Annotated in this window: 10 protein-coding genes; 6 read left to right on the top strand and 4 right to left on the bottom strand. The window is 66.2% G+C overall.

Going from position 1 to position 14896, the window contains the following annotated elements:
- Nucleotides 1–27: 27 nt before the first annotated feature.
- Nucleotides 28–2163, bottom strand: coding sequence for a TonB-dependent receptor (locus VPH47_RS17200; protein WP_368851351.1), 2136 nt, complete (start codon nucleotides 2161–2163; stop codon nucleotides 28–30).
- A gap of 216 nt (nucleotides 2164–2379) precedes the next feature.
- On the opposite strand from VPH47_RS17200, the gene VPH47_RS17195 reads away from it, so the two are divergent.
- Entirely contained in the window at nucleotides 2380–3771 is a 1392-nt protein-coding gene (locus tag VPH47_RS17195) for a class II 3-deoxy-7-phosphoheptulonate synthase (protein WP_049421673.1), read from the top strand.
- A gap of 649 nt (nucleotides 3772–4420) precedes the next feature.
- Nucleotides 4421–5563, top strand: coding sequence for a mechanosensitive ion channel family protein (locus VPH47_RS17190; protein WP_368851350.1), 1143 nt, complete (start codon nucleotides 4421–4423; stop codon nucleotides 5561–5563).
- 56 nt (nucleotides 5564–5619) lie between these two features.
- On the opposite strand, the gene VPH47_RS17185 is transcribed toward VPH47_RS17190, so the two are convergent.
- Genes VPH47_RS17185 through typA form a run of 3 tightly spaced genes read right to left on the bottom strand, consistent with a single transcriptional unit; the run spans nucleotide 5620 to nucleotide 9610 of the window.
- Nucleotides 5620–7242 carry an amidase gene (locus VPH47_RS17185; protein WP_197611224.1) on the bottom strand — a complete coding sequence of 541 codons (1623 nt, stop codon included), beginning with the start codon at nucleotides 7240–7242 and terminating at the stop codon, nucleotides 5620–5622.
- Nucleotides 7243–7283: 41 nt separating this feature from the next.
- On the bottom strand, nucleotides 7284–7751 hold the full coding sequence (locus VPH47_RS17180) for a DUF2127 domain-containing protein (protein WP_005415426.1): 468 nt from the start codon (nucleotides 7749–7751) through the stop codon (nucleotides 7284–7286).
- A gap of 11 nt (nucleotides 7752–7762) precedes the next feature.
- Entirely contained in the window at nucleotides 7763–9610 is a 1848-nt protein-coding gene (gene typA, locus VPH47_RS17175) for a translational GTPase TypA (RefSeq protein WP_032129766.1), read from the bottom strand.
- A gap of 273 nt (nucleotides 9611–9883) precedes the next feature.
- On the opposite strand from typA, the gene VPH47_RS17170 reads away from it, so the two are divergent.
- The 4 genes from VPH47_RS17170 (at nucleotide 9884) to prpE (ending at nucleotide 14845) form a co-directional block, all read left to right on the top strand.
- Nucleotides 9884–10375, top strand: a complete 492-nt coding sequence (locus tag VPH47_RS17170; protein ID WP_004153629.1) for a peptidylprolyl isomerase — start codon at nucleotides 9884–9886, stop codon at nucleotides 10373–10375.
- 118 nt (nucleotides 10376–10493) lie between these two features.
- Complete coding sequence (locus tag VPH47_RS17165) at nucleotides 10494–11480, top strand: malate dehydrogenase (protein ID WP_004153634.1); 987 nt, start codon at nucleotides 10494–10496, stop codon at nucleotides 11478–11480.
- A gap of 85 nt (nucleotides 11481–11565) precedes the next feature.
- Complete coding sequence (locus tag VPH47_RS17160) at nucleotides 11566–12180, top strand: RluA family pseudouridine synthase (protein ID WP_368851349.1); 615 nt, start codon at nucleotides 11566–11568, stop codon at nucleotides 12178–12180.
- Between the two features lie 784 nt (nucleotides 12181–12964).
- Nucleotides 12965–14845 carry a propionate--CoA ligase gene (gene prpE, locus VPH47_RS17155; protein ID WP_110711168.1) on the top strand — a complete coding sequence of 627 codons (1881 nt, stop codon included), beginning with the start codon at nucleotides 12965–12967 and terminating at the stop codon, nucleotides 14843–14845.
- The last annotated feature ends 51 nt before the right edge of the window (nucleotides 14846–14896 follow it).

The raw sequence follows: 14896 nt of genomic DNA, 5'->3' as shown, positions 1-14896 counted from the left end.
GCGGAAAGGGATCCGACCCCTGTCTCCTCAGAAGTCCTGCTGCAGGCTCAGGTAGGCGCCGCGGCGCGGTCCCCATTGCGGGGCGAACACGCCGACTCCACCGCCATCGCGCAGCTGGTAGCTGCGGTCCAAAGCGTTGATCACCGCCAGCTGCACATGCAGTGGATGGCCGCTGTCGGCATTGAAATCGTGCCCGGCGCTGAGGTTCACCTGCAGGTACGACGGCAGCTCGCCACCGTTGGGCACGCCCTCGATGTCCGAACGCAGGCCACTGCCGAACACGTAGTTGGCCCCGATCCGGTTGTGCCCGGCGAAGGCGTAGCTGAGCCCTCCCGACGACGTCAGCTTCTGGTCGTGGTCGAGGTGGATCCAGTGGTCGGCCACATAGGCCAGCGCATCTGGATCGAGGTTGTACTCGCTGGTGATGACCTGGGTGCCGATCGCCTTGTTGTAGGCCGCGTTGAAGTAGGCGCTGAACGGACCGTTGCTGTAGTCGGCACTGAACTCCAGGCCACGGATATGGCCGCGGCGGTAGTTGAAGGTCGAGTAGATGTAGGCGGCGCCGAACTGGCCTTCGTCCTGCAGGCGCGCGACGCGGCGGTCGTAAGCGTCCAGGCCCAGGGTCAGGTGTTCACCCAGCTGCTGCGAGACGCCGATGTCGTAGTAGTCGCTGCGCTCCGCCAGTGGCGTGTTGTTGCCGCCACTGGGTTGCTGGTTGGTGGTGCCGTCATACAGGGCGATATCGCTGCTGGCGATCAGCTCACTGGCCGGTGGCGTGAAGTAACGCGAGTAGCCGGCGTGCACGGTGGTGCTGTCGCTGGCATTCCAGACCACGCCCACGCGCGGGCTGAGCTGGCCCTCGGTGCGGCCGAAGGCCTTGTAGCGATCACCACGCAGGCCGTAGTTCACGGTCCAGTCGTCGCCGATCTTCCATTCATCCTGCACGTACAACGCCAGCGTGCTGGCATGGAAGGCGCTGCGGTCAGGAATCAGCAGCGGCGTGGTGCTGGACTGCTGGCCGGTGTCATCGACCGGGAACACCCAGCTGCTGTTGCTGGCCCGCGCGTTCTCGTAGTTGCCGTACAAGCCGTAGCGCAGCGTGTGGTCGTTGCCCAGTGGTGTGGAGAAGTCGGCCTGCAGGGTGTTGGCACGGTTGCTGCGCTGAACCTGCGAGGCGACGCCACTGAACACCAGGTCGCCGATGACGTCCGGATTGAACGCCACATCGCTGTAGCGCTGCCCGGCCGACAGTTGGTAGGCGGTGCTGCCCAGCGTGCCCTGCAGTACCAGCATGCCGAAGCGGGTGGTCTCGCGCTGGGTCTCATCCAGCTGGCTGGAATCGAAGGTGGTGGTATCGAGATAGCCGAATTGTGGCGTCTGCCCCGGATTGACCGGAATCTGGAAGCGGTTGTTGGCGAAGCCGGCGAACACGCTCAGGCGGGTGTTCTCGTTGACCAGGTAGGTCAGGTCGGCGAAGGCCTTGCCCTGGTGGGTGTCGTCGTGCAGCGGTTTGCGCGAGTTGGTGGGGTTCTCCAGGCCGACCTCGTTCTGGTCGTAATTGCCGGTCAGGAACCAGCTCCAGCGTCCCTGGTTGCCCCACCACGAGGCATTCGGGTTGATCTTGCCGAACGAGCCCGCGGTCAGCCCGGCACTGCCGCCATTGCCCAGCTCGGCGCCACTGCGGGTGGTGATGTCGACCACCGCCGCGGTGCGCTCGCCGAACTGGGCCGGCAGTGCGCCATCCATCAGGCGGATGCTCTTGATCGTGCGCGCGTCCAGGGTCTGGCCGAAGCCGGAGATCGATTCGGGCAGCAGTACGCCGTTGATCCGGTACTGCAGGTTGGCGTGGTCGCCGCGCACGTGCACGCCGCCATAGGAGTCCTGGACGACGCCGGGTGCCTGCAGCAGTACCTGGCTGAGCGGCGCAGAGGCACCCAGCGGCTGCTTCTGGATGTCCTCGGCGGTGATCTGGTACTGGCTGCTGCCGATGTCCGGCGACAGCGCGTTGCGGGCCTGGTCGAGCTGGGCGCTGACGGTGACCGTGTCGAGGTCCTTCACCGGGGTGGCATCCACCGGGGTGGCATCGGCAGCCGCGGCGAGGGAGGGCAGGCTGGCCAGGGTCAGGGCGAAGGTGATGCTGGTAGCGAGCAGGGAAGGCTTCATGGCGGATGGGCTGTGGAAGGGGCCGGTGGGGATGGAGTGTTACTTCGTAACAGCGCGAGGCGCATCATGCACCTGTCCGGGCGGCCGTGGCCATGCGGTTTGTGGCCGATCGCGATGCGCTTTCCCCGGCGTTCAGTCATGTGCAGACGGCGCCCGGTGCTTTGCGCCAGCGGCTGGCTCTGCGACCATGACCGCCCCCCATCCCGGAAGTCTGCAATGAGCCTGTCCGCCGTTCCGCCCGTGCCCGATCCCGCCGCAGCCGCCACTGGCGCCGCCTGGTCGCCGGAGAGCTGGCGTGGCAAGACCGCGCTGCAGATGCCGACCTACCCGGACCCGGTGGCGCTGGATGCCGCTCTGCACGAACTGAAGCGGCTGCCGCCGCTGGTCACCTCGTGGGAAATCCTGGCGCTGAAGCAGCAGCTGGCCGAGGCCCAGGAAGGCAAGCGCTTCCTGCTGCAGGGCGGCGATTGCGCCGAGAATTTCAGCGACTGCGAATCGGGCACCATTTCCAACCGGCTGAAGGTGCTGCTGCAGATGAGCCTGGTGCTGGTGCATGGCCTGCGCCAGCCGGTGATCCGGGTCGGCCGCTTCGCCGGCCAGTACGCCAAGCCGCGTTCGGCCGATACCGAGACCCGCGACGGCGTGACCCTGCCCAGCTATCGTGGCGATGTGATCAATGCGCCGGCGTTCACCGAGGCGGCGCGCCTGCCGGACCCGAAGCGGATGCTGCAGGCGCATGCACATTCGGCGATGACCATGAACTTCGTGCGGGCGCTGATCGATGGCGGCTTCGCCGACCTGCACCATCCGGAGTACTGGAACCTGGAGTGGGTGCGGCATTCGCCGCTGGCTGCCGAGTACCAGAAGATGGTGGCGTCGATTGGTGATGCGGTGCACTTCATGGAAACCCTGGCCGGGGCCCGCGTGCACAACCTCAACCGCATCGACTTCTACACCTCGCATGAAGCGCTGCTGCTGCCCTACGAGCAGGCGCTGACCCGGCAGGTGCCGCGCCAGCAGGGCTGGTTGAACCTGAGCACGCATTACCCGTGGATCGGCATGCGCACGGCCGCGCTCGATGGCGCGCACGTGGAATACCTGCGTGGCGTGCGCAACCCGATTGCGATCAAGGTGGGCCCGTCGGTGACGCCGGACCAGCTGCTGCGCCTGATCGATGTGCTCAACCCGCATGATGAGCCGGGCCGACTGAGCTTCATCCACCGCATGGGTGCAGCGCAGATCGCCGAGAAGCTGCCGCCGCTGCTGGATGCGGTCAAGCGCGATGGCCGCCGCGTGCTGTGGGTGTGCGACGCGATGCACGGCAATACCGAAAGCACCGCCAATGGCTTCAAAACGCGCCGCTTCGACAATGTGCGTGGCGAAGTGGAGATGTCGTTCGATCTGCATGCGGCCGCAGGCACGCGACTGGGCGGTGTGCACCTGGAGCTGACCGGCGAAGACGTGACCGAGTGCACCGGTGGCGCGCGCGAACTGACCGAGCGTGACCTGGAGCGCGCGTATCGCTCGACGGTGGACCCGCGGTTGAACTACGAGCAGTCGCTGGAGATCGCGATGGCGATCGTGCGCAAGCAGGAACAAGTGCGGTAAGGGATTTTCGGCAGGGCTTGCAGCCCTGCACCTGCTGTAGTGCCGGCCGCTGGCCGGCAACCTCAACAGCAACGGCAGAAGCGGATATTCCGTGGGATGGCGGGGCGGTGTGGGTAGTCAGGACACGCCGTAAACCCATCCATGGGGGCTCGATGGCGCCATCCATGGCGCCAACGGTCCTGCCTATCCACACCGCCCCGCCTCTGGCAGATTCCGGCGGCTGTTGGTAGGTGTCGACCTTGGTCGACACGGTAATCCACGCCATGCGTGGATGAATCACTATGGAAATCGAATGTTTCGATATCTGTGAGATTTGAGCCGAGCATGGCTCGGCTCTACAAAAAATGCCGACAGATCGCAGAAAACTGTCGAAGGCGGGGTGGGTCCGGTTGCGGGGGCGTGAGCCGCATGGATGCGGCGACCGAGCTTACATGGACGTACTTGCAGCGTCCCCCGCAACCGGACCCGCCCCGCCACCCCACAGGAAACCCGCTTCTGCTTCGGCTGTTGCTGTTGCTGTTGCTTCGGCTCGCAGCAGGTGCAGGGCTGCAAGCCCTGCCGACCAACACCCTCCTTACGAACGACTGACGTGACGCTCATGCGCCATGCGCGAGGCTGTCCGCCTGCTGTTCGAGTGGAGGTGGCAACGGTGCACTGGCAAAGCGCACAGGCCTACGCATGGCCGTTGGGATTGGCCGTTGTAGTGGGCGGCATCGGCGCGTGGTTGATCCTGTGGATCTACCATCGACTGAAAGGGCGTGATCGCCGGCGCGCACGCATCGGACGTGTGCTCGGGTTGCCGCTGGCCACCGCATGGCCGCTGCTGTTGTTGATCCCCGCATTGCAGGCCACGCCGCTGCAGGATCCGGTGCTGGGCAACCTGCAGCATGTGCTGCACATCGCGCTGACCGCATGCTTCATCTGGCTGCTGGTGCGCGCGGTGGCGGCGGGTGAGCGCGCGATCCTGCGCAGTCATCCCATCGATGTCTCCGACAATCTGGAGGCACGCCGCATCCAGACCCAGACCCGGGTGCTCAGCCGCGTTCTGATGGGCGCCATCATCGTGCTCGGCGCGTCGCTGGTACTGCTGACGTTCCCGATGGTGCAGAAGATCGGCACCGCGCTGCTGGCCTCGGCGGGCCTGATCGGCCTGGTGGCGGGTATCGCCGCCAAGCCGGTGTTCGGCAACCTGATCGCTGGCCTGCAGATCGCGGTGACGCAGCCGATCCGGCTGGATGACGTGGTGATCGTCGAGGGCGAGTGGGGGCGCATCGAGGAGATCGGCAGCAGCTACGTGGTGGTGCGTATCTGGGATAAGCGGCGGATGGTGGTGCCGCTGACCTGGTTCATCGAAAACCCGTTCCAGAACTGGACACGGCGCAGCGCCGATCTGCTCGGCACCGCGTTCCTGTGGTTGGACTACCGTGCGCCGATTGCGGCGATCCGTGCTGAGCTGGAGCGCATCTGTCGCGGCGAAGCATTGTGGGATGGCCGGGTCTGTGTGACCCAGGTGACCGAGACCAGCGAGCGTGCGATCCAGGTGCGCCTGCTGGTCAGCGCGCGCAGCTCCGGCGATGCCTTCGATCTGCGTTGCCTGGTGCGCGAACGCATGCTCGATTTCCTCGCGCGTGAGCATCCGCAGTCGCTGCCGCAGGTGCGTGCGCGGCTGCAGCATGCAGACGAACTGGACATGCCGCGCGGTCCACGTGCACGCACAGCAGATGTGCGTTCGCCGGGTGCGGAAGATGGCGAGGCGGCGATCGTACCGGTGGAGCCGGAACCCGAACGGTAGCGCCGGCCGCTGGCCGGCAACTCCGGATCTGCCGGCCAGCGGCCGGCACTACCGGATCACGGCTCGCCAGCGTCGATCAGTGCGTCGGTATCGAAGTGCGGTGGTCGCCGCGCGCGCGTGCGCTGCTCATAGGCATAGGCCATCTCGATCAGCTTCGGTTCGCTCCAGGCGGTACCCATGAACAGCAGGCCGACCGGCAGGCCATCGATCTGCCCCATCGGCACGGTGAGGCTGGGATAGCCGGCCACGGCGGCGGCGCTGTAGCTTTCACCGGGGAAGTCGTCGCCTTCGCTGCGGATCGGCCATGCCACGCCGGTGGTGGGCGCGACCAGCGCATCAAGCTGGTGGGCGGCAAGGGCGGCATCGATGCCCTCCGGGCCAGCCAGCCGGCGTGCATCGCTGCGTGCGCGGATATAGGCAGGGTCGGCCAGGCCGGCGGTGGCATCGGCTTCCACCAGCAGTTCCTGGCCGAACAGGCCCAGTTCCTGTTTGCTGTGCGCCTGGTTGAAGGCGATCAGGTCGGCCAGGCTGCGCAGTGGCGCTCGGTGGGTGCTGAAGTAGCGCTCCAGCCCGGCCTTGAATTCGTACAGCAGCAGCGTGCGTTCGGCCTCGGCCCAGGCGCCCTGGTTGGGCAGCTCCACCGGTACCACCACGGCGCCGGCGCGGCGCAGCTCGGTGGCGGCCTGTTCGATCAGTGGCGGCATGCCGCGGTACTTCAGCAGCGGTGTCTGCAGCAGGCCGATGCGCTTGCCACGCAGGCCCTGCGGGTCCAGTCGCGCGGTGTAGTCGTAGACCGCGCGGCCAGGCATGGTCGCGGTGGCCGGATCGGCATCGTCGCGGCCGGCGATCGCGGTCAGCACGGCGGCGGCGTCAGCCACACTGCGCGCCATCGGTCCGGCGGTGTCCTGGCTGAAGGAGATCGGGATGATGCCATCGCGGCTGACCAGGCCGACCGTCGGCTTCAGGCCGACCACGCCGTTGATCGCCGCCGGGCAGACGATGCTGCCGTCGGTTTCGGTGCCGATCGCCACGCTGGCCAGGTTGGCGGCCACGGCCACCGCGCTGCCGCTGCTGGAACCACACGGCGAATGGCTGATGCGATAGGGGTTGCGGGTCTGGCCGCCACGCGCGCTCCAGCCGGAGATCGAATCATTGCCGCGGAAGTTGGCCCATTCGCTGAGGTTGGTCTTGCCCAGCACCACCGCACCGGCGTCGCGCAGCCGGCGCACCAGGTAGGCGTCATCCGGGCGGAAGCCCTGCAGGGCCAGCGAGCCGGCACTGGTGGCCATCGGCGCGGCGTTGATGTTGTCCTTCAGCAGCAGCGGGATGCCGTGCAGCGGCCCGCGCAGGCGCCCATCGCGGCGCTCGCGGTCGCGCTCGGCGGCTTCCTTCAGGGCGTCGGGGTTGAGCTCGATCACCGCGCGCAGGCGTGGCCCGGTGCGGTCCAGGGCGGCAATGCGCTGCAGGTAGGCCTGGGTCAGGGTGGTGCTGTCCAGTTCCCCGGCGGTCATCCGCGCCTGCAGGTCGGTGACATCGGTTTCGGCGTACGGGAACGGCACGTTGCGGCTCGCGGGTTCGGCCGCATGCGCGCTGGGCGTGGCCGGGCTGCAGCCAGCCGAAAGCAGCGCAGGCAGCGCGGCGAGCAGGCAGGTCAGCAGAGGCGGCAAGGACGGGCGCATGGGGCGGCTTGGTCGGCTCCAATCCCCAGTGTAGCCGGTGCTCAGCGGTGGCGCTTGCGCAGGTCGCGGGCGAGCACGTAGACCACGATCAGGTTGATCGCCAGGATCGTCCACGACGGCCAGCCGGGGTGGCGGATGATCGCGAAGATGTCGAAGGGCAGGTACAGCGAGGCGGTCAGGCAACCCAGCCAGGAGGCCCAGGCCTTGGCGCGCCACAGGCCCCAGGCTTCGACCAGGTGCAGCAGGCCGTAGCCGATCATCCCCGCCGCGGCCAGGTGCACCGCGTCGGGGCTGATCATGTGCAGCAGCGAGGGCAGGGTGCCATGGTCCGGATCCAGGCTGAAACGCCGGATCAGGACCATGATGCCGTGCCGCAGCGGCTGCGGTCCGAGCACTTCCAGCCCGGTGGCAGCCAACAGCGCCAGCATCGCCTTGCTCGCTTCGAGCAGGGCGATGACATGGAGACCCGGATGCCGGTGTGGATCCGGGTTGTAGCCGCTCTGGTTCACGGGGTGCTGGCTCAGCCGCCGCGCGAAGCCTTCTTGCGGTCGCTTTCGGTCAGGAACTTCTTGCGCAGACGGATCTCCTTCGGGGTGATCTCGACCAGCTCGTCGTCTTCGATGAAGTCCAGGGCCTGTTCCAGCGAGTACTTGATCGCCGGGGTCAGCTGGATCGCATCGTCCTTGCCCGAAGCGCGCATGTTGGTCAGCGGCTTGGTCTTGATCGCGTTGACGGTCAGGTCGTTGTCCTTGGAGTGGATGCCGACCAGCTGACCTTCATACACGTTGTCGCCTTCAGCAGCGAACAGCTTGCCGCGTTCCTGCAGCGGGCCCAGCGAGTAGGCCGGCGTGGTGCCCGGCGCATTGGCGATCATCACGCCGTTGATGCGCTTGGCGATCGCGCCCTGTTCCTTCGGACCGTAGTGGTCGAACACGTGGAACAGCAGGCCCGAACCCTGGGTCAGGGTCTTGAACTCGTTCTGGAAGCCGATCAGGCCACGGGCCGGGATCGAGTACTCCAGGCGCACGCGGCCCTTGCCGTCCGATTCCATGTTCTTCAGCTGGCCCTTGCGGGTGCCCAGCTTTTCCATCACGCCGCCCTGGTGGATTTCTTCGATGTCCACCACCAGCTGCTCGATCGGCTCCATCATCTGGCCGTCGATTTCCTTGATGATCACTTCCGGGCGCGACACGGCCAGCTCGTAGCCTTCGCGACGCATGTTCTCGATCAGCACCGACAGGTGCAGTTCGCCACGGCCGGAAACCAGGAACTTGTCAGCGTCTTCCAGCTGCTCGACCTTCAGGGCCACGTTGTGGACCTTTTCACGGTCCAGGCGGTCCTTGATCTGGCGGCTGGTCAGGAACTTGCCACCGGACAGGTCCTTGTTGCCGGCGAACGGCGAGTTGTTGACCTGGAAGGTCATCGAGATGGTCGGCTCGTCGACGGTCAGCGCCGGCAGGGCTTCCGGGGTGTCCGGGGCGCAGATGGTGTCGGAGATGGTCAGCTCCTGGATGCCGGAGATGGCCACGATGTCGCCGGCCTCGGCGGTATCCTGCTCGATGCGCTCCAGGCCCATGAAGCCCAGCACCTGCAGCACCTTGCCGTTGCGCTTCTTGCCTTCACGGTCGATGACCGCGACCTGCATGTTCTTCTTCAGGGTGCCGCGCTGGATGCGGCCGATGCCGATCACGCCCACGAAGTTGTTGTAGTCCAGCTGGCTGATGCGCATCTGGAACGGGCCTTCCGGGTCCACTTCCGGACGCGGCGCGTGCTGCATGATCGCTTCGTACAGCGGGGTCATGTCGCCATCGCGCACGGTGTCTTCCAGGCCGGCGTAGCCGTTCAGGCCCGAGGCGTAGACGATCGGGAAGTCCAGCTGCTCGTTGGTGGCGCCGAGCTTGTCGAACAGGTCGAAGACCTGGTCGATCACCCATTCCGGACGGGCGCCCGGACGGTCGACCTTGTTGACCACGACGATCGGCTTGAAGCCCATCGCGAAGGCCTTCTGGGTCACGAAGCGGGTCTGCGGCATCGGGCCGTCCATCGCATCGACCAGGATCAGCACGGTGTCGACCATCGACAGCACGCGCTCGACCTCACCACCGAAGTCGGCGTGGCCGGGGGTGTCGACGATGTTGATCCGGTTCTTGATACCGGTCTTCTTGTCTTCCCAGGTGATGGCGGTGTTCTTGGCCAGGATGGTGATGCCGCGTTCCTTTTCCTGGTCGTTGCTGTCCATCACGCGCTCGGCGAGGACGGTGCGCTCGGACAGGGTGCCGGACTGCTTCAGCAGCTGGTCGACCAGGGTGGTCTTGCCATGGTCGACGTGGGCGACGATGGCGATGTTGCGAAGATTTTCGATGGACATACGAAAGGGGGCCAGTCGGCGCCGGATTTGGAAAAAGAAGTCCAACATTATACGTCGAACTTGACGATTCGCGAAAAGGTGGATTTCACGCCCGTCACGGGGCCCATTCAGCTGGCGGTCCGCGGCGCCGGTCGAGGCCGCCTGGCCTGCACGGCGGGGCAGCCCGTCCCGTGGCTGAAGCCCGGATCTGCGCCCATGGTCGAAGCCGCCGCCGCCACGAGGCAGGTGTAAACTAGGTGGCTAGACGCGTTCCCCTCTGCATCAAGGATCTTCATGTCCCTCATCGCCACTTTCGACACCACCCAGGGCCCGATCAAGGTCGAGCTGTTCGCCGACAAGGCGCCGCTGACCGTGGCCAACTTCGTGAACCTGGTCAAGCACGGTTTCTATGACGGCCTGATCTTCCACCGCGTGATCGCCGACTTCATGATCCAGGGCGGCTGCCCGCAGGGTCGTGGCACCGGCGGCCCGGGCTACAAGTTCGAAGACGAGAAGAATGGCGTGAAGCACGAGGTCGGCTCGCTGTCGATGGCCAACGCCGGCCCGAACACCAACGGCAGCCAGTTCTTCATCACCCACATCAAGACCGACTGGCTGGACGGCCGCCACACCGTCTTCGGCAAGGTCCTGGAAGGCCAGGCCATCGTCGATTCGGTCAAGCAGGGCGACGTGATCCATTCGATCACCCTGGAAGGCGACGTCGACGCCGTGCTGGCCGCCCAGGCCGAGCGCGTCGCGGAGTGGAACAAGCACCTCGCCGCCTGATCCCCCTTCGAAACGGCCACCCACGGGTGGCCGTTTCCCTGTTCCCCGCCGCCCGCCAGGCCTGCGTGGCCACGCCCGCGGCGTCCCATCAAACGCTTGCAAGCAAGAGGAAACCCCCATGAAAGCACCCGTTCGTGTTGCCGTGACCGGCGCCGCCGGCCAGATCGGTTATGCCCTGCTGTTCCGCATCGCCTCCGGCGAAATGCTGGGCAAGGACCAGCCGGTCATCCTGCAGCTGCTGGAACTGCCGGTCGACAAGGCCCAGGCCGCCCTGAAGGGCGTGATGATGGAGCTGGAAGACTGCGCCTTCCCGCTGCTGGCCGGCATGGTCGGCACCGATGACGCTGAAGTCGCGTTCAAGGACGCCGACATCGCCCTGCTGGTCGGCGCGCGTCCGCGTGGCCCGGGCATGGAGCGCAAGGACCTGCTGCTGGAAAACGCCAAGATCTTCACCGCCCAGGGCGCGGCGCTGAACAAGGTCGCCAGCCGTGACGTGAAGGTGCTGGTGGTCGGCAACCCGGCCAACACCAACGCCTACATCGCGATGAAGTCGGCCCCGGACCTGAAGCCGGAGAACTTCACCGCCATGCTGCGCCTGGACCACAACCGCGCGCTGAGCCAGCTGTCGACCAAGCTCGGCAAGCCGGTCGGTGGCATGGAGAAGCTGGTCGTATGGGGCAACCACAGCCCGACCATGTACCCGGACTACCGTTTCGCCACCGCCGATGGTGCGTCGATCGCCGATGCGATCAACGACCAGGAGTGGAACGCCAACACCTTCATCCCGACCGTCGGCAAGCGCGGCGCGGCGATCATCGAAGCCCGTGGCTCGTCCTCGGCTGCCTCGGCCGCCAACGCAGCCATCGACCACGTGCGTGACTGGGTGCTGGGCAGCAACGGCAAGTGGGTCACCATGGGCGTGCCGTCCGACGGTTCCTACGGCATTCCGGAAGGCGTGATCTTCGGCTTCGCGGTGACCACCGAGAACGGCAAGTACACCCTGGTCAAGGATCTGCCGATCGACGACTTCAGCCAGAAGTACATCGACAAGACCCTGGCCGAGCTGGAAGAAGAGCGCGCCGGCGTCGCCCACCTGCTGGGCTGATGCAGGCGGTACCGGCCCTGGTCGGTACGCAGAAGACGGGGAAGCTTCGGCTTCCCCGTTTTTGTTTGGACGGATACGGAACCGCATGATCCACCTGCATTACATCGACGACGCGCTGCTGGTGGCCGAGAAGCCGGCCGGCCTGCTGTCCGTGCCTGGCCGAAGCGCCGAGAACCAGGACTGCGTGGTCGCGCGGCTGCAGGCGCTGTACCCGGATGCGTTGACCGTGCATCGCCTGGACCAGGTGACCTCCGGCCTGCTGCTGCATGCGCGTGGCAAGGACATGCAGGCAGCGTTGTCGATGCAGTTCGAGCAGCGCCAGGTTGGCAAGCGGTATGAAGCGGTGGTGCAGGGGCTGCTCGAAGGCGATGCCGGCGAAGTGGACCTGCCGCTGATCGTGGACTGGCCGAACCGGCCGAAGCAGATGGTCGACCATGAGCGTGGCAAGCCGGCGTTGACCCGCTGGCGCGTACTGGCCCGTGATGTTGAGGCGAAGCACACCCGGGTGGCGTTGGAGCCGATCACTGGCCGCAGCCATCAGCTGCGCCTGCACATGGCCAGTCTCGGTCATCCCATCGTCGGTGACGCGCTGTACGGTGCAGCACCGGCGCTACGCGTGCACCTGCATGCGCGCAGCCTGCGGTTCACCCATCCAGTGACGGGCGAGGCGCTCGCGTTCGAGTCCACGACTCCGTTCTAGGGGTTCGGCAGGGCTTGCAGCCCTGCACCTGCGGTAGTGCCGGCCGCTGGCCGGCAACAGCAACAGCAACAGCAAGAGCAACAGCAACAGCAACAGCAAGAGCAACAGCAACAGCAACAGCGCGCATTCCGTGGGATGGCGGGGCACTGTGGGTGTGCGGGGACGCCGTAAACCCGTCCATGGGGGCTTGGTCGCGGCTTGCTCGTGTGCGCTGTCCTGCGCACACGGCAAGACCGGGGTTGGGCGTCCTGCCCAACCCGCCCGAGGCATGCCTCGGGCCCATGCCGCTCACACCCCGCAAACCCACAGTGCCCCGCCTTCGACAGGTTCCCGCGGCTGTTGGTAACCACGGCCGTCGTTCCGCGCGGCTGTTGGTAGGTGTCGACCTTGGTCGACACGATTTCTCTGTCAGATATCGAATGAATCATCCACGCATGGCGTGGATCTACCGTGTCGACCAAGGTCGACACCTACCAGAGCAATTTGCCGTTCCGGCAGATCGCGGAAAATTGTCGAAGGCGGGGTGGGTCCGGTTGCGGGAGTGTCCGCGGCATGGATGCCGCGGCCAAGCCCCCAAGGACGGGTTTACGGCGTCTCCCGCAACCGGACCCACCCCGCCATTCCCCAGGAAACCAGCTTCTGCTGTTGCTTGGGCTTCGGCCTCTGCAGGTGCAGGGCTGCAAGCCCTGCAGAACAAAACCCCACCCCCTACCAAGGTAGGGCGGCCCGCGCGGCAGCGCCGGACTATCCTCGAACCCATGACTTTGTCTGGGAGGGCTGCGTCATGAACTACGAGGAAACCTACCGTCGCTCGATCGACGAGCCGGAGGCCTTCTGGGGCGAGGAAGCCAAGCGCATCCATTGGCACAAACCGCCGCAGCAGGTGCTCGACTACAGCAACCCGCCGTTCCGGCGCTGGTTCGTCGGTGGTGAAACCAATCTCTGCTACAACGCCGTCGACCGCCACCTGGCCGAGCGCGCCGACCAGCTCGCGCTGGTCGCCATCTCCACCGAAACCAACAGCACCCGCGAGATCACCTATCGCCAGCTGTATCGCGAAGTGAACGACTTCGCCGCCGTGCTCAAGCATCTCGGCGTCGGTCACGGTGACCGCGTGGTGATCTACATGCCGAACATGGCCGAAGCGGTGTTCGCCATGCTCGCCTGTGCGCGCATCGGCGCCGTGCATTCGGTGGTGTTCGGTGGCTTCGCCGCGCACAACCTGGCGCTGCGCATCGACGATGCCAAGCCGAAGCTGCTGATCGCCGCCGATGCCGGCATGCGCGGTGGCAAGCTGATTCCGTACAAGCCGATGGTCGACGCCGCCTGCGCCGAAGCCACGTCACCGCCACCGCACGTGCTGATCGTGTCACGCGGGCTGGATGCGGCCCAGCCGCGGGTACCGGGCCGCGATGTGGACTACGCCACGCTGCGCGCGCAGATCGGTGAAGTCGATGTGCCGGTGCAGTGGCTGGAAGCGAGCGAACCGAGCTATCTGCTGTATACCTCCGGCACCACCGGCAAGCCGAAGGGCGTGCAGCGCGATGTGGGGGGCTATGCGGTGGCGATGGCACAGTCGATGGAAACGGTGTTCGACTGCAAGCCGGGCCAGGTGATGTTCTCCACCTCCGACGTCGGCTGGGCGGTCGGCCATTCCTACAATGTGTACGGCCCGCTGATCGGTGGCTGCACGTCGCTGCTGTACGAAGGGCTGCCGACCAACCCGGACCCGGGCATCTGGTGGGCGCTGTGCGAGCAGTACAACGTGCGCACGATGTTTTCATCGCCCACCGCCATCCGCGTGCTGAAGAAGCACGACGCCGATTTCATCCATCGCCACGACCTGGGGGCGCTGAAGTACCTGTTCCTGGCCGGCGAGCCGCTGGACGAACCGACCGCGCACTGGATCAGCGAAGCGCTCGGCAAGCCGATCATCGACAACTACTGGCAGACCGAAACCGGCTGGCCGGCATTGACCCTGCTGCCGGGCCTGGAGATGAAGCCGGTGCGTTTCGGCTCGCCCGGGTTCCCCAATCTCGGCTACCGGATGAAGGTGATCGACGAGAACACCGGCGAGGAAGTGGCACCGGGGCAGAAGGGCGTGCTGGTGGTGTCGCCGCCGCTGCCGCCGGGCTGCATGAGCACGGTGTGGAACGACGACAGCCGTTTCCTGCAGAGTTACTTCAGCCACTTCAAGGAACTGCTGTACAGCTCGCTGGACTGGGCGATCCGCGATGACGATGGCTATACCTTCATCCTCGGCCGTACCGACGATGTGATCAACGTGGCCGGCCATCGTCTGGGCACGCGCGAGATCGAGGAGGCCATCTCCAGCCATCCGCGCGTGGCCGAGGCGGCGGTGATCGGGGTCAAGGACGAACTGAAGGGGCAGGTGCCGCTGGTGTTCGTCACCCTCAAGCAGGGTCTCGAGGGCGAAGATCCGGCGCCGGTGGTGGCCGAGATGATGGCCACGGTGACCACCTCGCTCGGCGCGGTCGCACGCCCTGCGCACGTGCACGTGGTCAATGCGCTGCCCAAGACCCGCTCCGGCAAGCTGCTGCGGCGCTCGCTGCAGGCGCTGGCCGAACAGCGCGACCCGGGTGACCTGTCGACGCTGGACGACCCCAGCGCGCTGGAGGAGATCCGCCGCGCGCTGGGACGCTGATCCGGCAACCTCGGGAATCATGGGATTGCCGGCCAGCGGCCGGCACTACCC

This window comes from Stenotrophomonas sp. WED208, assembly GCF_040984485.1.
GTDB lineage: Bacteria > Pseudomonadota > Gammaproteobacteria > Xanthomonadales > Xanthomonadaceae > Stenotrophomonas > Stenotrophomonas riyadhensis.
Note: the sequence above shows the minus strand (reverse complement) of the source record. Positions and strands in the feature narration are given on the sequence as shown.

What these genes read in the sequence shown, in the direction of transcription:
- VPH47_RS17200 (WP_368851351.1), bottom strand. Translation starts at nt 2,163, where the DNA reads ATGAAGCCTTCCCTGCTCGCTACCAGCATCACCTTCGCCCTGACCCTG.
- VPH47_RS17195 (WP_049421673.1), top strand. Translation starts at nt 2,380, where the DNA reads ATGAGCCTGTCCGCCGTTCCGCCCGTGCCCGATCCCGCCGCAGCCGCC.
- VPH47_RS17185 (WP_197611224.1), bottom strand. Translation starts at nt 7,242, where the DNA reads ATGCGCCCGTCCTTGCCGCCTCTGCTGACCTGCCTGCTCGCCGCGCTG.
- typA (WP_032129766.1), bottom strand. Translation starts at nt 9,610, where the DNA reads ATGTCCATCGAAAATCTTCGCAACATCGCCATCGTCGCCCACGTCGAC.
- VPH47_RS17170 (WP_004153629.1), top strand. Translation starts at nt 9,884, where the DNA reads ATGTCCCTCATCGCCACTTTCGACACCACCCAGGGCCCGATCAAGGTC.
- VPH47_RS17165 (WP_004153634.1), top strand. Translation starts at nt 10,494, where the DNA reads ATGAAAGCACCCGTTCGTGTTGCCGTGACCGGCGCCGCCGGCCAGATC.
- VPH47_RS17160 (WP_368851349.1), top strand. Translation starts at nt 11,566, where the DNA reads ATGATCCACCTGCATTACATCGACGACGCGCTGCTGGTGGCCGAGAAG.
- prpE (WP_110711168.1), top strand. Translation starts at nt 12,965, where the DNA reads ATGAACTACGAGGAAACCTACCGTCGCTCGATCGACGAGCCGGAGGCC.